27 protein-coding genes are annotated in these 24,594 nt (G+C 46.6%); 1 reads left to right on the forward strand and 26 read right to left on the reverse strand.

Features of this window, described 5'->3' with window-relative positions; all coding sequences use genetic code 11:
* Positions 1-184: 184 nt before the first annotated feature.
* The 13 genes from dinG to MKX40_RS19270 all read right to left on the reverse strand — a co-directional run bounded on the left by dinG (position 185) and on the right by MKX40_RS19270 (position 12,940).
* Positions 185-3,046, reverse strand: a complete 2,862-nt coding sequence (gene dinG, locus MKX40_RS19210) for an ATP-dependent DNA helicase DinG (RefSeq protein ID WP_339235139.1) — start codon at positions 3,044-3,046, stop codon at positions 185-187.
* Between the two features lie 142 nt (positions 3,047-3,188).
* Complete coding sequence (locus tag MKX40_RS19215) at positions 3,189-3,836, reverse strand: hypothetical protein (protein ID WP_339235142.1); 648 nt, start codon at positions 3,834-3,836, stop codon at positions 3,189-3,191.
* A gap of 93 nt (positions 3,837-3,929) precedes the next feature.
* On the reverse strand, positions 3,930-4,313 hold the full coding sequence (gene panD, locus MKX40_RS19220; protein WP_017687742.1) for an aspartate 1-decarboxylase: 384 nt from the start codon (positions 4,311-4,313) through the stop codon (positions 3,930-3,932).
* On the reverse strand, positions 4,306-5,202 hold the full coding sequence (gene panC / locus MKX40_RS19225) for a pantoate--beta-alanine ligase (RefSeq protein ID WP_339235146.1): 897 nt from the start codon (positions 5,200-5,202) through the stop codon (positions 4,306-4,308). Before panC ends, panD begins: the two co-directional genes overlap by 8 nt.
* Complete coding sequence (gene panB / locus MKX40_RS19230; protein WP_339235148.1) at positions 5,199-6,074, reverse strand: 3-methyl-2-oxobutanoate hydroxymethyltransferase; 876 nt, start codon at positions 6,072-6,074, stop codon at positions 5,199-5,201. Before panB ends, panC begins: the two co-directional genes overlap by 4 nt.
* A gap of 344 nt (positions 6,075-6,418) precedes the next feature.
* The gene (locus MKX40_RS19235) at positions 6,419-7,396 is read right to left on the reverse strand and encodes a biotin--[acetyl-CoA-carboxylase] ligase (RefSeq protein WP_339235150.1); all 978 of its coding nucleotides are present in this window, start codon (positions 7,394-7,396) and stop codon (positions 6,419-6,421) included.
* Positions 7,383-8,681 (reverse strand): CCA tRNA nucleotidyltransferase, encoded by a 1,299-nt coding sequence (locus tag MKX40_RS19240; protein WP_339235152.1) that lies wholly within the window; start codon positions 8,679-8,681, stop codon positions 7,383-7,385. The genes MKX40_RS19235 and MKX40_RS19240 overlap by 14 nt, the downstream gene beginning before the upstream one ends.
* A gap of 62 nt (positions 8,682-8,743) precedes the next feature.
* Positions 8,744-9,904, reverse strand: a complete 1,161-nt coding sequence (gene bshA, locus MKX40_RS19245) for an N-acetyl-alpha-D-glucosaminyl L-malate synthase BshA (RefSeq protein WP_339235154.1) — start codon at positions 9,902-9,904, stop codon at positions 8,744-8,746.
* A gap of 100 nt (positions 9,905-10,004) precedes the next feature.
* The gene (bshB1, locus tag MKX40_RS19250; RefSeq protein WP_339235157.1) at positions 10,005-10,703 is read right to left on the reverse strand and encodes a bacillithiol biosynthesis deacetylase BshB1; all 699 of its coding nucleotides are present in this window, start codon (positions 10,701-10,703) and stop codon (positions 10,005-10,007) included.
* A complete protein-coding gene (gene mgsA, locus MKX40_RS19255; protein WP_017687735.1) occupies positions 10,700-11,140 on the reverse strand; it encodes a methylglyoxal synthase in 441 nt (146 codons plus the stop codon). Before mgsA ends, bshB1 begins: the two co-directional genes overlap by 4 nt.
* A gap of 12 nt (positions 11,141-11,152) precedes the next feature.
* Entirely contained in the window at positions 11,153-11,956 is an 804-nt protein-coding gene (gene dapB / locus MKX40_RS19260) for a 4-hydroxy-tetrahydrodipicolinate reductase (protein WP_339235159.1), read from the reverse strand.
* A gap of 79 nt (positions 11,957-12,035) precedes the next feature.
* Positions 12,036-12,560: a tetratricopeptide repeat protein gene (locus tag MKX40_RS19265; protein ID WP_339235162.1), complete on the reverse strand. Its 525-nt coding sequence runs from the start codon at positions 12,558-12,560 to the stop codon at positions 12,036-12,038.
* A gap of 50 nt (positions 12,561-12,610) precedes the next feature.
* Positions 12,611-12,940: a nucleotide pyrophosphohydrolase gene (locus MKX40_RS19270; protein WP_017687732.1), complete on the reverse strand. Its 330-nt coding sequence runs from the start codon at positions 12,938-12,940 to the stop codon at positions 12,611-12,613.
* 173 nt (positions 12,941-13,113) lie between these two features.
* Here MKX40_RS19270 and MKX40_RS19275 point away from each other — a divergent pair, with 173 nt between their 5' ends.
* Positions 13,114-13,983, forward strand: a complete 870-nt coding sequence (locus tag MKX40_RS19275) for a YitT family protein (protein ID WP_253438555.1) — start codon at positions 13,114-13,116, stop codon at positions 13,981-13,983.
* A 116-nt stretch (positions 13,984-14,099) separates the two neighbouring features.
* Here MKX40_RS19275 and MKX40_RS19280 read toward each other — a convergent pair whose 3' ends face one another.
* The 13 genes from MKX40_RS19280 to MKX40_RS19340 all read right to left on the reverse strand — a co-directional run bounded on the left by MKX40_RS19280 (position 14,100) and on the right by MKX40_RS19340 (position 24,583).
* Positions 14,100-14,969 carry a sporulation protein YpjB gene (locus tag MKX40_RS19280; RefSeq protein WP_339235165.1) on the reverse strand — a complete coding sequence of 290 codons (870 nt, stop codon included), beginning with the start codon at positions 14,967-14,969 and terminating at the stop codon, positions 14,100-14,102.
* Positions 14,970-15,120: 151 nt separating this feature from the next.
* The gene (locus tag MKX40_RS19285) at positions 15,121-15,747 is read right to left on the reverse strand and encodes a DUF1405 domain-containing protein (protein WP_339235168.1); all 627 of its coding nucleotides are present in this window, start codon (positions 15,745-15,747) and stop codon (positions 15,121-15,123) included.
* Between the two features lie 110 nt (positions 15,748-15,857).
* Positions 15,858-16,742, reverse strand: a complete 885-nt coding sequence (locus MKX40_RS19290; protein WP_339235171.1) for a c-type cytochrome — start codon at positions 16,740-16,742, stop codon at positions 15,858-15,860.
* A gap of 22 nt (positions 16,743-16,764) precedes the next feature.
* The gene (locus tag MKX40_RS19295; RefSeq protein WP_339235174.1) at positions 16,765-17,436 is read right to left on the reverse strand and encodes a cytochrome b6; all 672 of its coding nucleotides are present in this window, start codon (positions 17,434-17,436) and stop codon (positions 16,765-16,767) included.
* A gap of 15 nt (positions 17,437-17,451) precedes the next feature.
* A complete protein-coding gene (locus MKX40_RS19300; RefSeq protein ID WP_017687725.1) occupies positions 17,452-17,994 on the reverse strand; it encodes a ubiquinol-cytochrome c reductase iron-sulfur subunit in 543 nt (180 codons plus the stop codon).
* A gap of 192 nt (positions 17,995-18,186) precedes the next feature.
* Positions 18,187-18,609: a DUF2487 family protein gene (locus MKX40_RS19305; RefSeq protein ID WP_339235177.1), complete on the reverse strand. Its 423-nt coding sequence runs from the start codon at positions 18,607-18,609 to the stop codon at positions 18,187-18,189.
* 152 nt (positions 18,610-18,761) lie between these two features.
* Positions 18,762-18,941, reverse strand: a complete 180-nt coding sequence (locus tag MKX40_RS19310; protein ID WP_017687723.1) for an IDEAL domain-containing protein — start codon at positions 18,939-18,941, stop codon at positions 18,762-18,764.
* A 23-nt stretch (positions 18,942-18,964) separates the two neighbouring features.
* Entirely contained in the window at positions 18,965-19,471 is a 507-nt protein-coding gene (locus tag MKX40_RS19315) for a gamma carbonic anhydrase family protein (protein WP_339235180.1), read from the reverse strand.
* A gap of 44 nt (positions 19,472-19,515) precedes the next feature.
* The gene (locus tag MKX40_RS19320; protein ID WP_339235183.1) at positions 19,516-20,634 is read right to left on the reverse strand and encodes a hypothetical protein; all 1,119 of its coding nucleotides are present in this window, start codon (positions 20,632-20,634) and stop codon (positions 19,516-19,518) included.
* Positions 20,635-20,909: 275 nt separating this feature from the next.
* Positions 20,910-21,509 (reverse strand): histidine phosphatase family protein, encoded by a 600-nt coding sequence (locus tag MKX40_RS19325; RefSeq protein ID WP_339235185.1) that lies wholly within the window; start codon positions 21,507-21,509, stop codon positions 20,910-20,912.
* Positions 21,510-21,552: 43 nt separating this feature from the next.
* The gene (locus MKX40_RS19330) at positions 21,553-22,188 is read right to left on the reverse strand and encodes a hypothetical protein (RefSeq protein WP_339235188.1); all 636 of its coding nucleotides are present in this window, start codon (positions 22,186-22,188) and stop codon (positions 21,553-21,555) included.
* A complete protein-coding gene (locus MKX40_RS19335; protein WP_062835180.1) occupies positions 22,185-22,778 on the reverse strand; it encodes a sigma-70 family RNA polymerase sigma factor in 594 nt (197 codons plus the stop codon). The genes MKX40_RS19330 and MKX40_RS19335 overlap by 4 nt, the downstream gene beginning before the upstream one ends.
* 710 nt (positions 22,779-23,488) lie before the next feature.
* On the reverse strand, positions 23,489-24,583 hold the full coding sequence (locus MKX40_RS19340) for a prephenate dehydrogenase (protein ID WP_339235191.1): 1,095 nt from the start codon (positions 24,581-24,583) through the stop codon (positions 23,489-23,491).
* Positions 24,584-24,594 lie beyond the last annotated feature (11 nt).

Below are 24,594 nucleotides of genomic sequence, written 5' to 3' on the forward strand. Positions count from 1 at the left end.
TAGATGAAAAGATGAGCATTCTGTATAAACTCAAAGATAGACGTGACATTTTATACAGAATGCTCTTTGTAATTTAGGTTATAAGTTCTTACGTGCAACTGCTTTAATCGGATACGGAAATATCTAATAAAGTTTAACGCCAAACGATAGTGTCATGCAATGATATAACAAACAAAATCAACCATTATTCTTGTTCATTAACTGGTTTTTCTAACCACTCGGTAATCCGTGGAACCATCTGCTCCGTGAGCATATGCTCCATTTTGGGACCAGGTAATGAATATAAAAAGAATTTGCCATAGTACGCTTCGATCACACGTGTATCATAAACAATGACAATACCTCTGTCCTTCGCTGTTCGCACCAATCGGCCAAATCCTTGCTTGAAACGAATGACCGCTTGCGGCACAGACAGTTTCATGAATGGATTTTTCTTTTGCTCCTGGAGCAATTCACTCTTGGCTTCAACCAACGGATGATTCGGCGGCTGGAAAGGCAGACGCACAATAGCGAGACAGGTCAGTGCTTCTCCCGGGATATCTACACCCTCCCAGAAGCTGCTTGTGCCCAAGAGTACCGTAGCTTTGGCATCCTGGAACCTGCGAGTTAACTTGGAGCGGCTTCCACTGTCCACACCTTGACCCAACAACGAGATGTCGTTACCAGACAGTGCCTCCTTCAGCGGATCATAGACCTGTCGAAGCATCTTGTATGAAGTAAACAGAACCATCATGCGTCCACGCGTGGCAATTGCGGTCTCTGCGAGTGATTGCACCAGCATATTGACAAAGTGCGCATCACCCACACTGCCTTTCACACTTGGGAAATCACGCGGAATCACTAGAAGTGCCTGATCACGATAATTAAAAGGTGATGGCAGCATCGACGTTAACAGCCGATTATTCTCAGAGGCTTCCTGTAAGCCAAGCTGCTCAATCATGAACTGGAATGACTTATCTACAGAGAGCGTAGCCGATGTAAGCACAACACTTTTCTTTTTATCAAAGAACAAATCCTTCAGTTGTGCACTGACATCGACAGGTACGGCGTACAGTTGAAGAGATTTACTGCGGAACTGACCGCTGGCTTCCATCCAGTACACCGTTTTGGCATCATCCATACGCATGAAGAATCGCAGATTCTCCTTCAATGTGGTCAGATCTTTCAGCAGTCCTGTAATGTCCGTAATCAGACTATCCGATTGATAATCATCCTGATCCTCTTTCACCTCAAGCAGCAATTTGTCCCCTTTGCGAACCAAATCGCCCAGAGTCACATAGATCTGGTTCTCCAGATCCTGCAACTCCTGCCATTTCGCAGGTTTCTGAGATGCCTTCAGGCGCAGGGAAAATTGCCCTGTCTCTCCCGGTGAAGCATCACTTCGTTCAGGCAAAAGACCGAACAGAGCATCGCTCATACGATCCCACAGTTCCTTAACCTCAACAGCTAGCGGGAACATCTGATCTACCATGGAGCCCCATTGCACCGAATTTTCATGCCCGGATAACTGCGAACGAAGCATAGGCAGTTGTCCATTACGACTGTCTTTAAACAGACGGGTCAGGGTATGAACCAACGTGAAATATTTCATATGCATTCCGAGATGTTTACCCGCTACATCTTCCAGATGATGGGCCTCATCGATCACAAGACTCTCATAGGCTGGCAACAACTGATGTGCTGCTTTGACATCCGTAAACAATTTGGAGTGATTGGTTATTACGATATCAGACAACCCGGCCTCATGTTTGGCGCGATGATAGAAACATTTGCGGAACCATGGGCAGGATCTTCCCAGACAGGACTCGGATTCGCTCTGTACAGTCTCCCAGAAGTCGCCTCCGCGTCCGCTAAGGTTAAGCTCCTCATCATCTCCAGTTTCAGTCTGTGTGAGCCACACAATCATCTGAGCGGCTGTGAAATAATCCTCTTTGGGCGTGGCGAATTCACGTTTATTGATTTTGTGTTCAAATTTGCGCAGGCACAGGTAATGTCCACGTCCTTTGAAGACAGCAGCCTTAAACGGAAACGGAACCACTTGGGTCAGCATCGGAATATCTCGCTCTCTCAATTGCTCCTGCAAATTGATCGTATGCGTGCTGACCATGACTTTCTGTTCTTGTTTCACACTTTCGTATATCGCTGGCAGCAGATAACCCAGAGATTTACCGGTACCTGTTCCAGCTTCGATCAAGAGATGTTTCTCTTCATCCAGGGCTTGCCTTACACTGCTGAACATCTGGGTCTGCGCTTCACGCTCTTCGTAATGATCCAGCGTATCCTTCAAGTTCTCCCGAACCTGGTCCATAAACTGTTCGAAGCTTACACCATCGAGGGGGTTACCTTCCCGCTCATCACGTGGTGCACCAATATCGGTCCAATCACTTACATTAAGAGCAAGCTGCCGATAATAGGTATGTCCGTCCAGATCCTGAATCGGCTCTGCTTCCTTCTCACTGCGCATCCCGTCCAAGAACCAACCCAAGTCACTGTCTTCTGGTGCGAACAGGTCACTGAGCCGTTGAATCGTTATGAGCGGTAATTCCTTTAACTCATCCAGACACTTGAGCAGCACATAGGCTGTCGCCAGTGCGTCACTGTCGGCCTGGTGAGGGCGATCATGTTGAAATCCAAATTCAGAAGACACATAACCTAGTTGATAAGAACCCAGTGATGGGAACGTAATCTTCAGAAAATCAATGGTATCCAGAATACGGCCAGTGAACGGCAGATAACCGCAACGGTCAAGAGCATTCTGCAAAAAGTGAAAATCAAAAGCGACGTTGTGTCCAACAAGCACCACATCGTTAAGCAGCGGAACCATCTCCATCATCATCTCTTCGAGTGATGGAGCGTCCGCCACATCTTCATCGGTAATACCCGTTAGCCCCGAGATAAACGGGGGAATCGGGACACCAGGGTTCACATAAGAACTATATATTTGAGTTATGCTGAAGTCATGATCTATGATGGCAAGTCCGGCTTGTATAATCTCACCGTCGGACTGCGTGCCGGTTGTTTCGAAATCCAATACGGCAAATTTCATTGCAATATACGGTCCCTTCCATTCCAGTCTATGTTACAGCATAGCAAAAAAAAGGGGATTTGAAAATTAACTGACAAAAAAGCGGTGTCCCCGCCGCTATGCCAAAGGAGGGAACACCGTTTTTTTGTCGCCGAATTCCCGCTTAATGAAGGGTCGTCAGCTGATTAGCATATTGCAATTTTCCCCTGTTCAACCTGCAAGCTTCCATGTTGTACAGCGGTTCGGTCAATGTCGGGTCATACTGAAGGGCCTGTGCAAAGAGTGAACATGCAGCCTCCGGGTTCGCAAGCTTGGCTTGAATACAGCCCAGAGCGTTACATACAAGCCCTTTCAAGCGAGGTGAGCCCTTAAGATACATGATCTGCTGCAAATGTGTCCCGGCTTCAGCGATTTGTTCCAGATTCAGATATGCGAGTGCCAAGTAAAAACGAGTTAATGCACTCTCCGGATGGTCGGTCACAACCCGGGAGAACTGCAAGATCGCCTGCGGATACATCTGTAATTTGAAATATCCTTGTCCTCGACTGAAACATTCCAGATGGAGTTCAGGCAGAGCGGTGACAGCTTCCTGTTCCGGTTCAAGGGACGCAGGCTTATCCATCTCCCGTTCCCTCACCTGGCTCATCTTTTCTTCAAACATCAGCCATTCATCCAACATTCCGTCACTCATCCGCTTAAGCAAGTTCCACTTTTGCAGCAATTCTTGTTTGTTCAGACCTTCAGCGGAAGGATAGCTCTTGATAATTTCATCTAACATGTCGTTCATTTCTGCGAAAACATGCTGGAACATCGTTGCATCCCCACCCTTGAAAAAATGGATTAGTGCAGTGACCTGTAATCATTTTTTGCTTCAAGGGCCGATTTCATTCTCCTTACCAGTCGATTACATAATTGTTGCGTGAACTTCCTGCTTCATGGTTTGTACAGGTTTATTCTGTCCATCTACAAACACAACGGTTGGTTTGTGAGTATTTGCCTCTTCTTGCGACATCATGGCATAAGAAATGATAATGACATTGTCTCCAGGCTGCACCAGACGAGCAGCTGCACCGTTTAGACAGATGACCCCGCTTCCGCGCGGTCCTGGAATCACATAAGTTTCCAGACGTGCACCATTGTTGTTGTTCACAATCTGCACTTTCTCGTTTTCCATCAAGTCGGATGTTTCCATCAAATCTTCGTCTATGGTAATGCTACCCACATAGTTCAAGTTGGCTTCCGTTACCGTAGCCCGGTGAATTTTGGATTTCATGAGTGTTCTAAACATGGGACAGCACCTCCGATTTTTGCAACCTTATATTGTCAATCAATCTTGTTTTTCCGAATTTCACCGCAAGTGCAATGAGCAGATCGTCACGTCCTTGAACTACTTCCTGATCTGCGAGCGGCTCCAGACTTGGAAAAGCCTGAATCTCGGCATAGTCAATCACTGCAAGCGGTGAGGTTGCGATCTGCTCACGCAAAATACGACGGATATCTGAAGCGTTCCTAGCTATCCCTGTATCTACAGCTTCCTGGGCTGTGCGCAGTGCTTTCGACAGAACTAATGCCTGTGTACGCTGCTCCGAGTTAAGATAGACATTACGTGAACTAAGAGCAAGACCATCCTCTTCGCGAACAATCGGACAGGGAACAATTTCTACAGGCATATTCAAATCATTCACCATCTGTTGAATAACCGCAACCTGCTGAGCGTCTTTCATACCAAAAAAAGCACGCTGTGGCTGCACGATGTTGAAAAGCTTCGATACTACCGTCGTTACTCCGTTAAAATGTCCTGGTCTGGAAGCGCCACATAAGCGCTCAGTCAATTTTGACACAGATACCGTTGTCTGCGTTGCCTGTGGATACATCTCTTCAACTGAGGGAATAAATACGATATCCACTCCTTGTGAGCGTGCTGTTTCCACATCTCTGGCTTCATCCCGCGGATAGCTGTCAAAATCTTCATTAGGACCAAATTGAATTGGATTAACGAATATGCTTAATACCACGATATCGCTCTGTTGTCTGGCTGCTTGCATCAAGCTTGCATGACCTTGATGTAGATACCCCATTGTCGGTACCAGACCTACAACGGACGCATTGGATCGAATCGCTTGACGCTTCAAGCTTAGCTCCTGTCTTAACTCTGCGATTGTCCGTAATACTTTCATGAGTTACTTCCCACCTTTTCCTTGCGTTGTCCATACAATTGATCCAGAACACCATCCGCAGCATTAAATACATGCTCTTCGGCCGGGAACGAACGATCTTTAACTTCTTTCACGTAAGCTTCGATGCTGGTTCTGATTAATGTACCCACATCTCCATAGGTTTTGACAAAACGTTTTGGCGTATACGGGGAGGCGTATTGAACCACATCGTGGAATACCAGTACCTGTCCGTCACAGCCCCGTCCTGCACCAATCCCAATGGTAGGGATCGACAGTTCCTCCGAGATCGCCCGTGCAACTTCTTCCGTAACCAGTTCAAGCACGATGCCAAATGCACCAGCAGCTTCCAAGGCTTTGGCTTCGTCCATCAAACGTTTCGCATCCGCTGCATCCTTGCCCTGAATGCGATATCCACCAATTTGATTGACCGATTGAGGTGTCAGCCCGATATGTCCAAGAACAGGCACACCTGCTTGCACAACGGCTCTGACGGTGTCCGCAATCTCCACCCCGCCTTCCATCTTAACCGCATGGGCATGCCCCTCTTGCATCAGTCGACGTACACCCTTAAGCGTCTCATCCACGCTACCATGATAAGTCATAAAAGGCATATCAGCCACGATAAACGTCTTCTCAGCCCCGCGTACGACGGAACGTGTATGGTACACCATATCGTCGATGGTCACCGGAAGTGTTGAGTTATAACCCAGCACTACATTGCCGAGTGAATCACCAACTAGAATCAGATCAATTCCTGCTTCCTCTGCGAGGAGCGCTGTAGGATAATCGTAAGCCGTGATCATCGTAAGCGGCACGCCATCCTGCTTATATTTTTTCATTTTCACAATATTCATCGCTTGTTTGTTTGCCATTTTCTCTCATGGCTCCTTTCTTCTTTTCAAATAAAACGCAACAAAAAAACCTTTTAGTTTTCCACTAAAAAGTCCCGAAAAGTCAAAAAAGAGTCACTTGCGATCGTCCCTTCTGTCTCGGTCCTCTTCGGCTCAGAGCAGAATCCAACAACTCACTTAAACGTATTTCATTCTTGCACTGCGATCTGCTTACATCAAACACATCAAAGCAGAACAAAGGTTACTGTTACGGGAGTGCAATTCGGTCTGCATTAGCCGATATCGCCTCACGAAGACAGTATACCAAAGTTCTGCTCAAACTTCACGTCTTATGTTCATTTTCCCAGTAAAATTCGACATATTGTTTACGATTTCCAGGAAATCTCACCAGAGATGACGTGTACTTGTTCTCCATCGTGTTTTTCCACAACGAGTGCTCCTGAAGGGGCCAGACCGATTGCTGTCCCTTCAATGACACCCTGAGGATTCGTCACTGTAATCTCTCGATTTATCGATACGGACAAGGCCTCCCATATAGCTGAGATCACACCGAATCCTTCTTTTTGATACAAAAAATATAACTGTTCCAGCTCGGTTAAAATGGCAGCCGTGAGCTTGGTACGATCAACAGATTGCCCCGTCTCCATCTTGAGTGAAGTAGCTATAGCTGTCAGATCTTCCGGATAATCCTCGGGATCAAAATTCACGTCAACGCCTATACCTGCAATACAGTATCTGACTTCATGATCTTCCACCGTGGATTCAAGCAATATGCCACATACCTTGCGTCCATCAATCATCAGATCATTGGGCCATTTGATGCCTGCATCAGTGCCTGTACAAGCTCGAACGGCACGACACACAGCCACTCCTGTTAATAAAGTAAGCTGTGGCGTATGCTGAAGTGGTAGATCAGGGCGCAACAGGATACTCATCCATATTCCTTTTCCCGGGGGAGAGAACCACTGGCGACCAAAACGTCCTCGTCCTCCTGTTTGTTCTTCCGCAATGACCACAGCACCTTCAGCTTGCCCCTGCTCAGCCAGCTTCAGAACATCCCCTTGTGTAGACAAGGTCGAGGTTAACAGAACAGCCTTACGGCCGAATACGGCCGTATCCAGCGCCAATTGGAGGGCAGTTGCGTCAATGCTGTCCGGCTTCGTGACCAGACGATATCCTTTGCGGGATACAGCTTCAAACTCATACCCCATGTCCCGCAACTTGTTCACATGTTTCCACACAGCAGTCCGACTGATGGACAGATGACGGCTAATCTCTTCACCCGATACAAACCGCCCTTCTGCATCTAATAACATGTGTAACAGATCTTCATGCTTGGTCATCTTCAACCACCCGCTTCACTTCTGCACTTAGTGCTTCATGCTGATTCGATATCGTTCCAATCGCCGTTTCTCTTAACAAATGTTTCATCAGTTGACCCAGCCAAGGCCCGCCTTTGCGCTGCAGCATTTGTAATACTTGTTCCCCTGTGATGTGCAATTCTTTCAAGTCATGCACAGGGATTGATTGACTCCATTCGACTGCCATTTCTTGAACCAAAACAACCTGCATTTCTGCCTGTTCGGTCTGATTCCGCCACCCTTTTGGCAGTAGAGACTGTATGCGAAGCCAATCATTAGTAGCCTGAACACCACAAGCCAGTACAGTAACAATCCAATCGGAACGGAGACTAACCGTATCCTTCTGCTCCTGAACGGAAGTATAAATCAACTGCTCCACCTGAAGGACCCCTGATATACGAGAACGATGTTCATTAGAGAATGTCCACTGACGTAATAATACGTCTGCTTCGTCCTTGCTATAACCGCCAGCAAGCAGAATGAGTGACCAACGGAGCAACACATGCTCACCTGACAGCTGTTCCAGATTAGATAACAACGTCTTGTTGAATCGGGCCGAGCTTACCGGCGCTTTGACATGTGCAAGCGCATTACTTCTGTATAACAGTTCCAACCCTCTTAATGGATGCGGCCCCGACATCATTTTTACCATCTCGGTCCGTACCCGTTCCATTGCAATATGTTGAAGCAGGTCCTTCTGCCTTACAAGACCCTTCCATGTATTATGAGCGATATTGAAATCGAATACCGAAGCAAAGCGCACACAACGAAGCATCCGCAGTGCATCTTCACCAAACCGTTCCATCGCAGAACCTACACATCTGACTCGCTCTTCCTTAATATCTGCCTGTCCACCAAACGGGTCAACGATTGTCCCAGTAACGTCCATCGCAAGAGCGTTCATTGTGAAGTCACGCCGCTGTAAATCTTCCTTGATATCCTGAACAAATTGAACTGCTGCAGGTCTGCGGTTATCCTGATAGTCGGATTCTGTTCGAAACGTGGTCACTTCAAAGTAATAAACGCCTGAACGCACAGTAACTGTCCCATGTTGCAAACCTGTAGGAATGCAATCGTCGAACAATTCCATGACTTGCTGGGGAGAAGCAGATGTCGTGATATCCATATCGTCTACAACACGTTCCAACAATTCATCACGAACACAACCACCTACCCAATATGCCTTGTAGCCATGTTTGTTTAAAGTTGTGAGTACATTCTCACTTTGAATTGCCATTTCACGATCAACCTGTGTCCATTGAACCACTACATATCACCTCTTCTCTTGCCTGTTGTGGTATGCACAGATCATCTCGTCAAACCTTTTGATTAACCGCAAACCGGCTTCAAGTTCGGAACTTCCCTTCCCAACACCCGGTAATAAATCTGCTCGTATTCATGCCGAATGGCATCATTGCAAAAGTCATGATGTGCGCGCTGAAGACACGCTTCTCTGAACTCCGCAGCCAAACGATCGTCTGTTAACAAACGGATGGTGTTCTCGGCCATGGATTGTGTATCCCCAATGGCGGATAAGAATCCCGTCTTGCCATGTAAGACCAGTTCCGGAATTCCTCCAGCCTGTGAACCGATCGTGGGTACGCCGCAAGCCATTGCTTCGAGCGCCACAAGTCCGAAACTTTCCTTCTCCGATGGAAGCATCAACACGTCAGCCATGGAGATCACTTGGGCAATATCATCCTGCTTACCAAGGAAATGAACCTTATCATTTAAGCCGAGATCATTAATCTTCCATTGCATCTTCGGCAAATCGGGCCCTTCTCCTACAAATAACAGTTTTGCCGGAACCTGCTCCTGTACCTGACGGAAGACCTCTACCACATCCTGAGTTCTCTTCACCGGTCGGAAGTTGGAAATGTGCATTAATATTTTTTCTTCAGGCGCAGCAAAGTCTCTTCGCAGACTGGCAGCATCCCGCGGATAATATATTCGTTTGTCAATAAAATTATAGGTTAAATCAATTGGACGTTGAATATCCAGCAATTCGACCGTTTCCCGAATCAAATCTTGTGATACAGCAGTAACCGCATCACTTTCATTGATGGCAAGTCGAATCAGATCCTTCAGAGATTCATCCTGAGCCAGAACCGTAATATCCGTTCCATGTAACGTGGTAACTACTTTCAAGCCGTCCCCTACCATCTGTTTCGCGAGAAAGGCGCATACGGCGTGTGGCACTGCATAATGAACATGCAGCAGATCCAGCTGCTGTGACTTAGCCACCTGGGCCATCTTCGTTGCCAGTGACAGATCATACGGAGGGTAACGGAAAACATAATAATCATTCACTTCAACTTCGTGATAAAAAATATTTTTCTGGAACGTACCCAGTCTGAACGGGATACTGTTGGCAATAAAATGAACCTGATGCCCCTGTTCGGCAAGCAATTTTCCCAGCTCCGTTGCGACAACGCCAGACCCTCCGAGGGACGGATAACAGGTGATGCCGATTTTTAGCTTTTGATCCATCCGGTGGACGCTCCTTTGATCTCCCGCTTCATGCAGGTTGATATAATGCAACGGAATAATGAAACAAATCGTCTCATTAATACGTAGAAAATGAAATCGTTTATTGGGCACTCGGGCCAAATTGATGAACCACGTAAGGCGTAATTGTAGCAAATCCTTCTGCAAACGGGATGAGACTTCGTTGTCCGAGCAACGAATCACGGGCTCTTACACGTTCAATGTACCCCTGATTCAATGGCGTCGAGACCGCTCCGTCTCCCAGTTCGAATTGGGAACGATAAGAGAGCAATGAAGTTTCTTTTTGCTCATAGTGTTCCGTAATATCTACAATCAAATCCGTAGGTCCAATGTCATTAATAAAGTAAAAATAAAGTTCCTTCACCTGCACGGCAGGCATATCTGGCATGTAGTTCCGAAGCTTGGCATTAAAAACAGCCTCCTGCACAAGCTTACTGCAATTGACATGATCCGGATGACGATCTTCCCAATAGGGAGCAAATACCATCCGAGGGGCATGACGGCGGATCTCAGCCGTTACTGCCTGTACATGTTCTGGAGTAAGATACAACCCACGATCAGGAAGCCCCAGATTCGTTCGACACGAAAGACCGAGGACGCGGGAGGCTTGCTCCGCTTCCTCGGTTCTGCGCTCTACTGTTCCGTTGGAGGACATCTCAGCACGAGTCAGATCACACACGCCTACTTTCAAGCCAGCAGCGGTATGTTTGGCAATCGTTCCACCCATACCAATCTCCGCATCATCCGCATGAGCTCCAAAGATGAGAATATCCAGACTCATTCGGAATCACCTGAATTCAATCCAGCCTCCGGCTTGTATTTATGTACCAGCTCTCTCCAGGCAAAATCGCCACGATCCAGTGCCTTAACCAGAATCTCAGCGGTTGCGATATTCGTGGCAAGTGGAATTCCCTGCACATCACAAAGACGTAACAATGCATTGATATCCGGCTCGTGAGGTTGTGCCATCAGTGGATCTCGCAGGAATATAATCAGATCCATCTCATTTTGCGCAACCAAAGCTCCAATCTGCTGATCTCCGCCCAATGGGCCTGATTCAAATCGATGAATCTTCAGAGAGGTTCCTTCCATAATACGAAGGCCTGTGGTTCCTGTAGAATACAATTGATGGTCCGTAAAAACAGGCTCATATGCTGTCACGAAATTAACCATCTCTTCTTTTTTACGATCATGGGCGATAAATGCTATTTTCAACATGACAATCTCCTTTTAGTCGATAAAGTGGTCAAATCCGTAGATCATTCCTGTATATTCCATAACCTTTTGCACACCAATCTTAACACCAGGCATATAACCTGCGCGCTCGTAGGAGTCATGCCGAATTTTGAGTGACTGTCCATAGTCTCCGAAAACAACTTCCTGCTGTGCGAATACGCCAGGCAGTCGTACACTGTGGATTCGGAAGCCGTTGTAATAACCGCCACGTGATCCTTCGATCGTTTCTTCCTCATTCGGGTTACCCTGGCGAAGTTCTTCCCGATTGGCAGCAATCAGTTCAGCCGTTTTGATCGCTGTTCCGGAAGGAGCATCCAGCTTCTGATCCCCGTGATATTCGATAATCTCCACATTCGGCATATGTTTGGCAGCCTGTGCTGCGAATCGCATCATCAGAATGGCACCGATCGAGAAGTTAGGGGCAATAAGCCCTCCAATTCCTTTGTCCTGGCATTGCTTGTCCAACTGTTCAATCTGCTCCGGCGTAAAGCCGGTAACACCCATGACAGGTCTAACCCCATGACGAATCGCGATCTCGGTATGTGCAAATGCATATTGCGGCACTGTAAAATCAACCATAACCTGAGGTTTTGTTTCGGCAAACGCCATTTCGATATCATCAGTCACCAGCACTCCACACTCCGGCAAACCAACAAGGGTTCCTGCATCCGTGCCTGCTCCGGAGCGGTTGACAGCCGCTGCAAGCTCCAATTCCGGGTCCTGAAGTACCAATTTCACAACTTCACGGCCCATTCGGCCAGCCGCTCCGATGACGGCAACTCTAATTACTTCACTCATATTGACTGCATCTCCTCGCTATGTTGGATCATATCGTTGAATCCATTTCAACTCAAAAGAATCTTTGCAAAATGAATTCTTATTGAATGGATTTCATACGTTGCTTGATTTCCTGTAACATCTGATGCAGCTGCCCATTCTGCGGGTCCAGCAAAATTGCCTCACGCAGCACCTTAATGGCATAGTCAAATTCATTCAAATCACTGTAAGCCAGCGCAAGCATAACATGAGCTTCCACGGAGAGCGGATCAAGTTTGACCGCTTCTTGCAGAAGCGTTGACGCTTCCACATAGCGCTCCTGTGTTGCAATACCCGCCTGCTCCAACAGCAACTTCGCTCTGGAGGTCAATTGTTTCGCTTCCAGCGTCTGCAGATGTAATATATACTCTTCTGTTCCTGGCGACAATTCAACCGCCTTACGCGCATATTCAAGCGCCGGAACCAGATGCTTGCTGCGGGCGTGGGTAATGGAACAGCGATAATATAACTCCGCATGTTTGGGATGAGCGTGAATGGCTGACTCGAACCAACGAATCGCCTGCTCAAAATCATTTTGCAATATACAGCGGTAAGCCTGCTGCATATATTCTTCCGGTTTCATCATTAAGCTGACCCTCCCCGATCGGGTGATGGTACAGCATATGTAATCTACGCCTAATCGGTGTTTTTGGGAGTCCACCGATTGGCATCGCGGGTGTTAAATTTATGCATGACTTTGTCGTGCGCCTCAGCCAGATCAATGCCGAGTGAGTTCGCAAAACAAATCGTGATAAATAAAATATCTCCAAGCTCAAGTTCAATGGAATTGGCTGCTTCGGAAGATTTCTTTGGCTTCTCGCCAAACTCATGATTCACTTCCCTGGCAAGCTCCCCAACCTCTTCAGACATCCGGGCCAGCATGGCCAGAGGACTGAAATACCCCTCCTTGAACTGGGAGATATACTGATCAACCTCACGCTGCATTTCTGCGATGCTTTTCTCCATGAGAACGGATTCTCCTTTTGAAATGATGTCGTATTTGTTCCTAATAATATCAGTTATTTAGATTCACTTCCACCATCATCAGCGACAAATCATTTTTAAAGAATCAATAAACAGGTATACTAGGATGGGAATGATTGCTTCTTCATTCTAATTTATATACAGCGAGGGATCTTATGAGCACTGCCAAAACCTGGGTTCAAGTTAAACTGGTACTCCCCATCCTGTTGGGTACAGCCTTATATGCCTTTGGGCTCCTCTATTTTATTATCCCTAACCAGCTTATGGAAGGTGGCCTCACCGGGGTTACCGTGCTGATCAATTATGCTTTCGGCATCTCACCTTCTCTAACGACCTTGATTCTTAATGTCCCCCTCTTTCTGATCGGGCTCAAAATTTTGGGCGGCAGACAGATGATCTATACGGGTATCGGAATCGGGGCTTTGACCGTTTTTCTATGGTTGTTTGAAAAGTTGATTCATCTGGGCTGGATTGAACCATTACATACCGAGAATGACCTCCTGTTAGCTGCATTATATGCAGGTGTTACCCTTGGAGCCGGTCTTGGCATCGTATTTCGTTGGGGTGGAACGACGGGCGGTTCAGACATCATTGCTCGCATTCTAAATCGCAAGTATGGGTGGAGTATGGGACGGGTATTGCTTGGCATCGATTTTGTTATTATCGGTCTCTCTCTCATCTACATCCCCAAAGAAAAAATCCTGTATACGCTCGTAGCTGTATTCATCGCTTCCAAAGTCATCGACTTTATTCAGGAAGGTGCATATTCTGCCCGGGCATTTATGATCATTAGTGACCATGCACCCGAGATTGCGGACCAGATCACACGGGATATGGATCGTGGCGTTACCCTCATTCCAGCCATTGGCGCATACTCTAAACAGGCCAAACACATGGCCTACTGTGTGATCTCCAGGCAAGAGTTCCGGCGTCTGCAGACTATTGTACGTTCCATAGACCCCAGAGCTTTTGTCATCATCAGCGATGTTCACGATGTACATGGAGAAGGTTTCAAAGAAAGCTGACATGCTGTAGAAACTACAAAAAGACCTCTTTTCACATGAAGAGCCGTTACCGTGGCTGTTTATGCGAAAGAGGTCTTTTTTTATAATAAATATACCACGATCACGTTTATATCCAATTAGCGCCGAAAAGGAAAAATCCCCTGCTGCTGTGCACGATATTTACGATATCCGGCGTAACTTAGCGTCGCCACAATGACCGAACTTATCAGCAGCCCGGCTGCCCTTCGATCAGGGCCTTGTACAAACGGTACAAAGGCACTCTCGTCCTTCTCGCGACCAAATAACTGGTTCACCAGTTCCTCACCGTGGCCCACCATGCTCTTTAACTGAGCCAGATCAGGCTGTTTTGCAGCGGTAAGCCCTTTGGTATGAGATAACCAAGCGTCCATCTGAGCAATTTCATACGGTTCACGTCGAATCAGAGCGGCAGGACGTATCGTCTCATAATGCTCCTCCAAAACGGTGTAGCGATTTGCCAGCACAGCCGCAGTTTGCCCTTGATCTGTAGCAGCGGACAAAGCATCCAGATCGTTTTTCACGATTTTATAATACTGAAGCCATAAAGGCTTGGTTGGATTCGCGAGACTATCTGCTGCAAGTCTGAGTTTGGCAGAGGACTGCTGAAGAGAAGCGTCGTCATTTTTCACCTTCACAACGGCTTGTTTCACTTCAACTATGGTTTCGGACAAGGCGTGAATGCCTTCGACTGTCGTTTGTCCCTCAAAGGAGATATGCTCCAGACTTTTACTGATACGCAGAATGCTTCCTCGCACTTCTTCAATATTGTTCTCCAGTGCCTGACGATACAAAATGGCTGCTTCTTCATTAAGTTGCGCAATTGAATTGCTAGTGGACACTTGCTGATCCGAAATCGAATTCAGTCCATCACTTTGCGCGGATACACGATATGCTAAGTTCGTCCAAAGCAGCAGAGCCATGAACGATACCACCAATAAGCCGGTTTTGATCCCGAACGTTCTCTTCATGGACATCCCTCCCACCACCAATGTATGGCGGGGGACAACTCGTTAGAACAAGCAGAAGAGGATTCCGTACCCTACTCGATTTGTGACATAGAAAAAGCCGCTAAAATAGCGACTCTTCATGAGACTGTTATCCACTCCCCAAAGTATGAGCTCAGGTACGTCTTGCCTGTCTTAAGGCTAGCCACGCGCACAGAATGCTCACCAGTGTCAGTCCGAATGTGAAATTACGCACACCATCAACATGATCATAGAGGGAGGCGGGTAACCAAGGGTAAATATCATATGTATAATCCATTGTATCGTTCAACAGCGTCCAGAGACCTGCAATGACAAGGGCAGCCCATCGGAAGCCGAAAAAGCGTACATATATAAGAGCTTCAATCGCCATTGCGCTATGGGAAGCAATCAACATCCAGTCTTGCCAGTGCTGTGTGCCACCTTGCATCCAGCCAGCGAAAATAATGGATACGGCCCACACGCCATATTTCACAGATGTGACCACAGCAAGCGCCTGAATCACATGTCCGATCCGTTTGATAACGATGGACCGTGGTGGGTACAAGATCCATAGCAACGCTAAAGTAAAAAACAAACTCGCTGTTGGACTATCTGGCACAAATACGATCTGCCACACCGGTTGCTCAGCCAGCGTCAATTTCATTTGCTCTCCGTACCAGATGTATCCGTATACCGTTCCTACCGCATTACACCAAAATAATAGCCACAGGAAATAACGATTGGTCAGAAACTCCCTGCTCCAGAAATACGATAAAGCCACATTCCCTGCCCCTTCCTTCATCATATATTGCGCACATACAGTGCTGTCCAAAAAACACTTCAAAAAAACCTGACCGCATAAACGATCAGGTTTCATTGGTTATTTCGATTTTACTGTTCTGCTTTCTGTTTCGCAAGCCATTCGGTCAGATGAGTAATCTCTTCATCCGTTACACCTTGAGCAATAGCATTATTGTACTGAGGAGGCATCTCGTTGTAGCCTTCTTTGATAATGGTCAGAATCTCTTCCTGGCTGTGCTTGTCACCTACACCCCGAAGTGAAGGTCCACTTGCACCCTTCATATCAGCCGCATGGCAGCCAATACACCCAGCCTTCTTGTACGTTTCCATTGCAGGATCATCCTGTTCCACGATCGCAACTTCTTCTTGCTGTCCAGGTGCATTGGAAACTGGAGGGAGCCCCTGTTCACGCCTCTCCAGTGCTTCTTCTTCACGTTGAATATGTTCAGGCTTCTGTCCACTTGCTTCCAACTCATGCTCGTAGTGTGTCCACGCTACATTCGTCAGATAGAATACAGAAATGACCGACAGAATCATCAGTGATGAAGCAATGGGGCGCTTATAGAAACGCCGCTCCTTACCTGTGTCCAGAAATGGTGCCAGCAGCAACGCTCCAAAAGCGACCCCGCTGACCCCCAGTACCCCGAGCAACACGTAATCGCCCGATGCGTATGGATACTTCAAGTACTGATACAGAAAAAGGAAGTACCAGTCCGGCATGGGTATAACGGATGCGCTTGGATTGGCCGGATACCCCAAAGGTGCAGGTTCTGAGATCGTTAGTACCAAAATCCCTACCAATACAACGACACCAACCATCCATTCTTTCAGCAGGAAGTTAGGAATAAAGGCTTCTGATTTGCCGGGATACGCCGTGTAATCAGGCGGGGTAATGAATCCCGCACCTTTACGAACCCGTGAATCACCGACAAAGATAACCTTTTCCTCATCATGCTTCTTATGTCCGTGAGCCATTGCGATTCCTCCCTTCTTTCGTTTATAGTGGTCCCGAAATGCCCTGTCTGCGGATCATGATAAAGTGTCCGACCAGAAGCACCAGAAGCACAGCGGGGAGGAAGAATACGTGCAGGGCAAAGAATCGGGTTAGTGTCTGTGCACCAACAATCGTACCGCCTTGCAGGAATTCTTTAATAATTGGTCCCAACCAAGGAACCGTATTGGCAATCTCCAGTGTTACTTTTGTTGCGAAATAGGCTTTGTTATCCCATGGCAACAAGTACCCTGTCAGACCCAGGCCCAACATGACGAAAAAGATCAGCATGCCGACAACCCAGTTCATTTCACGCGGTGCCTTGTAAGAGCCTGTAAAGAACACACGCATCGTATGTAAGAACATCATTACGATAACCAGACTGGCTCCCCAGTGGTGCATGCCGCGAACAATTTGGCCGAAGGCTACTTTGGTCTGCAAATACTCCACACTTGCGTAGGCATTGATAATATCAGGTACGTAATACATGGTCAGGAACATGCCTGACAGAATCTGAATAACAGTAATAAAGAACGTCAATCCACCAAAGCAGTACACGAATGCGGAAAAGTGATGAGCCGGATTTACATGCTCTGGAACTTCATGATCCGCAACGTCCCGCCATATTGGCGTGATATCGAGACGCTCGTCAATCCAGTTATAGACATTTTTAAACATCTGCGTTCACGCCTCCTAATTCACTCGGGTGTTCGGAACAATGTCGCCCAGATATACCCAACCCTGCTCTTCCTTCACTACGTACTCATCCAGCGGTTTGGGGGCTACGGCAAGATTCTTCCCTTCCTTGTCATAGTGCGCGCCATGGCAGGGGCAATGATACTCGTCAGGGTACTGTTTGTCACTATTCCAGCCTACTGTACATCCCAGATGTTTACAGATAGGTGAAAGTGCATAAATTTTACCCTGCTCGTCTTTGCGAATCCACGCCACTAACGATGCATTACTCAGATACCAACCATCCTGTTGTTTAAGTTCAAAGGTGAATTCTTGAGGCTCATTCGTAATTTTGCTGATTTCAGCTACTTTGACAGAGGTGCCTTCTCCCTTATGTTGCAAAATCGGGTCCACCGCAAAACGGACCATAGGAAGGATTGCACCGGCGGCCATGTAGGCTGTAGCTCCACCAAGCGTGTAGGTCAAAAACTGCCTGCGTGACATCTCCATGCGGCTTGGCAATTTCAATGAAGCTTCGTGGTGGTCATGCTCACTGCTCATACTGTCTCCAACCCCCTTTTTCAGCCAACTCTCTCAACCGTTTTCATTTTCATAAATTCCACGACTTACTAGAACATACATAATCATATAGTAGCCCTAGAACACCGTCAAGAATTTGTCACACATTTTTAAGGTTCACTTGTAAGCGTTATTAAAAAAATGTTGTAAAATTGTCACATTTGTCGCCAAAAACTATTTTTTCCACAACTCTCGTATCTTTTCCCCTACAAATCTCGCAATGCCCTCTTCTCCGACCTCATGAGTTAATACGGACCGACTCAAAACCAGATCAGCAGAAGGAATTTCCACCTCATTTAATTGACCATCTGATGACATAATAACCACATATTTGAATCCTGAAGACTTAAGCTGTGAAGACAAGGAATTTAATGTCATTGACAATTCCGGATTAGCATAGTGAAAGGCTGGATAAGTCATGATTCTCCCTTTGAAAGGAATTTCGACCAGATCCAGAAAATCTCTCAGCCGCTCCAATGCCTCGGTAACTTCAACCGGCGACTGCTCACCGCTAAGAGCTGTATATGGAATAAGGCATGTATCCAGATAGAGTTGCAGTTCAGCCCAGCTGTCTTGAGTCATCTCACTGAATTTCAATTCCCTATATCCCCTCTCTATCCATTTTATTCCCATATTATATATGACCATTTCTTATAAATCCAGACATTCATTTCGTAATTTCACATATCAAAAAAGGAAACACGCATATGCGCATTCCCTTTTATCTCAGAAAGGATATATTTTGCCCATCAGTTTATGGTCCTCAGTTCATCCGTCAGACTCCGGAAAGCTACTTCGTCTCCGGTAGCTAACGCTTTATCGATTTCCAAATAGAGCTTCTCGCTGCGCTGTTTGCGAAGCGCTTCGTCCCACACCATCTCAGCTGCTAGCCCCAACATGACTTCATACGTAACTTTCATTTTATCCAATAGGATGCACCTCCAAAACGGATTTAAGAGCTCCTATATTCTTTTCCTTTGGTGACATAACCCAGTGAAGTTCTGGACATCCGCTCCAGATCAGCATCAGTCAACTCACGTATCACTTTGGCAGGTGTCCCCAAAGCAAGAGTATAGGGCGGAATTTTACTATTCTCAGTAACAACAGAACCGGCTCCAATCAGCGTATATTCCCCAATGTCTGCTCCATTCAGCAGAATGGCTCCCATGCCGATTAATGATCCTGTTCCAATACGACAACCATGAATGATCGCTGTGTGTCCTACGGAAACATCATCTCCCACAATTAAAGGTTGATCCGTATTGACATGCCCAACAACATTATCTTGAATATTACAGCGCTTTCCAATGACAATAGGAGCCAAATCAGCCCGCAGGACCGCATTGAACCAGACGGAAGACTCTTCTCCCATTCTCAAATCACCAATTAGTTTCGCACCTTCAGCTATATATACCGAAGAGTGTAACTGAGGTTGTAGGCCTTTGTATGGAATTATCATTATTATCACTCCTTAATTTGGGAGTGATTTTAGCAACTTGTCCTTCACTTGTCAAACATAATAGGTGTAACGTCTCCTGAAATGGAGCGGCAGGATGCAGCAAGACGTGAACCCCAAGCTGTCATTTGTATCGTCCGACCTTCCTCATGTTCCCCAATTCGGACCATGCCAAGATGCAACATCATTTTAACAATTCTGTTATCATAGATGGCCTCCGCCGTATCATAATAGAACGGCTGAATGAATGGACCGATCTGACGAAACAGCGACTCGGCGGTCGACCATTCCAAGGCACATTCGCCTGTCCAATACACAATAGAGGACAGATTGGGAATAGCACCTTTATACAATCTTAACCAAAACCTAAATAGCTGTATCATTTCGGCCGTTTTCTCAGCCCCCAGCTTGTCTTCTCCGGTTGGTGACAGCTTCAGCATGCCTTGCTCCTCACGAACCAGCCGGTGGTGAAATGCATAGTCGTAGAGAAGTGCAAAACGATCCGGGTAATCCTTAAATGAACGACCATATCCGAATCTCCAGCCACCTTTGCCCACCAATTCCTCACTAATGTGTAGATGCTCTATAATCTGCTGTTGAGAGCGCCGGTACATCATGCCCTCAGCGTTAAGGGCAATTTCGTGCTGCTGGACAAACTGTAAGAACAACTTGAGATCATCCGCTAAGAGATGATACTCATCCCGATACATGGGCGGTTCCGTTGTTTTGGTGATCCCTGCTCGCAGATGTGTGGATAACACATCCCTGAATCTTAATTTCAGATCCTGTGGCACCTGATACAAATACCTGGTCTGCTGCGTTGTCCCATTGAACAACCATCCACTCTTATTGAAGCGAACGATGAGATCACGTGGACTGGCGCCTGCCTCACTCTCCTTTTTGTCCATCGATTGACGGGCTATGGCAATGAGTTCTTCCATACCATAATACTGGCGAGGATCAAACAACAAGTTGTTCAAAAAGCGCTGATCTGCTTGATTCAGTTGTCGTACCTGCTGCTCAAAAAAGGGTCTGCTGCCCAATGTAGTGAGAATACTCTGGATGAGTTCATGTTTGGAGTTGGGTTTGCATTCACATTGGTAATAGTCTGCAATTCGATTAAGCTGGCCAATATCGGCAAAAGTAAGCATATCCGCTAGATTCATGGGTCCATCGCCTCGCCCGTTAACTACTTCGGCTGCTGATTCGGAGCCTGAAATAGTTTGGTTTTGTAAACATCGTTGACGGAATTCCCATAATCTAAACCTCTTTTTGGAAATCTTTTATGTTTGAATTAATTTCATAATATCTTTAGTGAATTATGAAATTAATTGTTAATCATACTATGCCCCAAGTCGGCCAATCAGAAGAAAAATGAGAGGTTTGAAATCATATAAAGGCTATATTCCCCCTAAAATGCAAAAAAACAACCCAAGTTGGATTACTCAGGTTGTTTTGCTGTGTCCAAAGACAGATGTCGTGTGCAATTATATAACAGCGGACTCCAGTCATCACGTTCCTTTTCCAGGATCGTCAGTGACAGGTTTCCAATCCGCTGCGTATACCGATCTTTAAACAAGGCTGTTAACAGGTTGGCCAGAAAAGCTCCGTGAGTGACAATGAGTACGTTTTGGTCCGAATAGGCAGACCATAGATCTTCCAGAAACGCCATTGCACGAAGCTGGATATCCGCAATCTTCTCCTGTCCCAAGTCCAATGTCTCCCAGGATTGGCCCCAACGGGCAACCCGCTCTTCTGACGTCAGACCTTCAATCTGACCAAAAGCCCTTTCTTTCAACCGTGCGTCCGGCTCAAGCATAGGTACATTTAACAGTTTGGAGACAATCTCCCCTGTTTCCTGTGCCCGCGATAATCCACTTGTGATGATATGGTCCCACTGGTAATCTTCAGTCAACAGACGTCTTCCCAGTCGCTCAGCCTGTTCACGACCTTCCCCATTCAGAGGTATATCAGTCTGCCCCTGTATACGGCCTGCCGCATTCCAGTCTGTAAGACCGTGACGAATAAGCCCGATTCGCACTTACATCCCTCATTTCTCCACACGGCGAACGAAAGGTTATTACCTATGCACTCGCACTTTGTTTACGTTTATTCGTTGTTCGATGCATACGGCCAAGAGAAAATAACGCCATTCCAATTGCAAGTAAAGACAGGGCCATCCAATACTGCGGATAAGCAGGTCCCATACTCACTACAAAAGGTTCGATAATGCTTCCTCTATCCGCTCCAGTCATGTCGTACTGATATAATCCAGATGACGAAGGTGCGCTTCCGGCAACTCCTGTCTCCAGAATACCCGTAGCAACAACTTTGGTTTGCTCAGCTTCTGACACATCTGGCTTAAACATTGCCATGTACAGAAAGCTGCATAAAAAAATAGCCAGGAACGCGGCAATCCACAAAGACATATGCTTGCGGATCGCAGCAGAGAAACGATTAACCTTTGCCTCCTCCGGCAATAACCATGGAGACTCCGCATAAATCCGGTCCATAACGTTACGGTTCACTCTCTCTGCCTGTTGTTCTGTCACTGGAATCGGGATGCTGTGCAGCAAGATCTGGGCTTCTTCCCAAACCTCAAACTGCTCGGAGCAGTCTTCACAACCAGCGAGATGAGCATGAAATGCAATCCGCTGAGGATGATTCTCCGGCAAGTCCCAGACCAGTGCAAACAGTTCCTGGGCATCATTGCAATTCATCGGTTCTTCATCCCTTCATATGGCTCGTACACCGGTTCGAAGAAATAAGGTTCCAATTGAGTTTTTACGCTTGATCTTGCTCTGAATAATAGCGATTTCACAGAACTGACGCTCTGCCCAAGAATATTCGCAATCTCCTGGTAGTCTAGTTGATCATACTCGCGGAGTATAATCGCAGAACGTTGCTTCTCCGGCAAGTTGTTAATCGCATCTCTAACCAGCATCACCCGCTCGCTGCGCAGTACAGCATACTCCGGTGCATTCTCCGAAGGAGCAACGGGAACAATCCCGCTCTCTTCAAGTGGGACATTTCCGCTGCGCTGTTTGCGAAGCTCACTCAGTACCGTATTTCTCGCAATGGTATATAACCAGGTTGAGAATGAGGCATCCACCTCACGGAAAGAGTGCAGACTGCGGAACGCCTTATAGAAAGTCTCAGAACAGAGATCTTCCGCAAGCAGCTCCATATTGGAACTTTTCAACATATGATATACGAAAGCCAGTATTTTACGCTGATAACGACTCATCAGCTCGGAATATAACTCCAGGTTACCTTCCTTGATCTCTCGAATCAACTGGGAATCCGTCATTTGAGTGCGACCCCTCCTCGCCCATCCATGTGCTTCTCCCCGTTCGACTCTATCCATGTATTACCGAACAGGCACAAAAAAGTTGCGGTTTTCACCGCATATAAACAGCGTTCAGCGCCATAACTGGCCTTCCCGCCAAATTCCCCTATGTAATGGCAATTTCCCCAACGTTTCTACATTAACAGTATTTATTGTACAACGGTCTGCATCATCCTGGCAAATCCATTGCTGTCCACAGAACCCGACCTGTCATTCATATGCAGTCATTTTCACGTTCATGACTTCATTTAGAGCCTTTTTGGTAAGCCTTTCATATATAGACGCATGATATACTGAAAAGGTTACAAAAATGTGATATTTTTTTTGATTTCAGGCCCTCAAAAAAAGGAGTTATTATCCTGAATTACCGAAAGATATAATTAATTCAAACAATTTTATTTAAAGTGTTGACAGAATGAAAACGTATACATATAATAAGGGTACAGTATGGTTTCTCTCCACTCCTATCCAATAACTGTATTGCTCCACGTGAGCAATGGCCGCTTTTGTAAGCGGTCTTTTTTTTGTCTTCAAAAAGGAATTACCTCTAGTTTAGAGGTTAATATTTGCATTCATCTTTTATATATCACCCTCTTTGATTTCTGAGGAGATTCATATAACAACTCCAATACAACCCCACAAAAAAGAGGGCTTTCGCCCTCTTTCTCGTCTTATACCCGCACTTGATAGCCTAAGGAATCCAACAATGTCTTGGCTCGTTCCATATCCTCTTCCTGACGGAAAGACAGACGCATGATGCCCGGCACATCAACCCGGTTTTCGATAATCTCCAAGTTGCTCAGGTTAATGTCATTCGCCCCAAGCTCAGTTGCGATCTTACCAATCATACCCGGAGCATCCTGGACATCGGTGTACAGATCAAATAACGGTGAAATCATGCCTTTGCGTCGTTCGGGCAATACACTGCGGAACTTACGGGCCTGACGGAATGCTTCCTCTATGCCATCACCGTTCTTATGCTCCAGCATATCCGTAAAGGCCGTCATTTGGCTATTCCAGTCCTTAAGCAAGCCCAGTAGGACATCACGGTTGCTAAGCAAGATATCTCTCCATACAATTGCATCACTGGACGCAATCCGGGTAATATCCCGGAAACCACCTGCAGCCAGCATTTTATACAGCGGATTTGACTCATTATATTCACGCACCTGATTGACCAGCGCAACAGCAATAACATGTGGCAAATGACTAATCGCACCCACGATGTCATCGTGCAACAGAGGCTCCACACGCACGATCTGTGCGCGCGTATAGGCAAGCAGCTCTGACAACCTGCTGTAAGCTTCTTCAGGTACTTGCTCTGAAGGGGTTAAGACATAATATGCATTCTCAAACAACACGGCTGAGGCCGCATCCACGCCTGCACGCTCCGACCCTGCCATAGGATGACCACCAATGAAGTAAGCGTCAGTCAGCCGCACATGCTCGGCACAAGCGGCAATGGAAGCCTTGGTGCTTCCTACATCCGTGATGATACATCCTTTCTTCAATGGCAGCCTGGAAAGCTTCTCGAAATAGGACTCAAGCAAACCTACGGGAACGCACAAAAAAATAAAGTCGGCATCCTCTACCGCTTCTTCCAGTGAGAGCGTAGCATCATCCACTACACCGCTCGCTATGTACTTGTCCTTCAGTTCATCCAAGTGGGCATAGCCCATCACGGTTACACCTGGCTTGCCTTTGAAGCAGAGCGCAAGTGAACCGCCGATGAGTCCTACACCAATCATTGCAATTTTTAGTTTCATGGGTCCTCACT

It is taken from the genome of Paenibacillus sp. FSL R5-0517 (assembly GCF_037974355.1).
Classification (GTDB): Bacteria; Bacillota; Bacilli; order Paenibacillales; family Paenibacillaceae; genus Paenibacillus.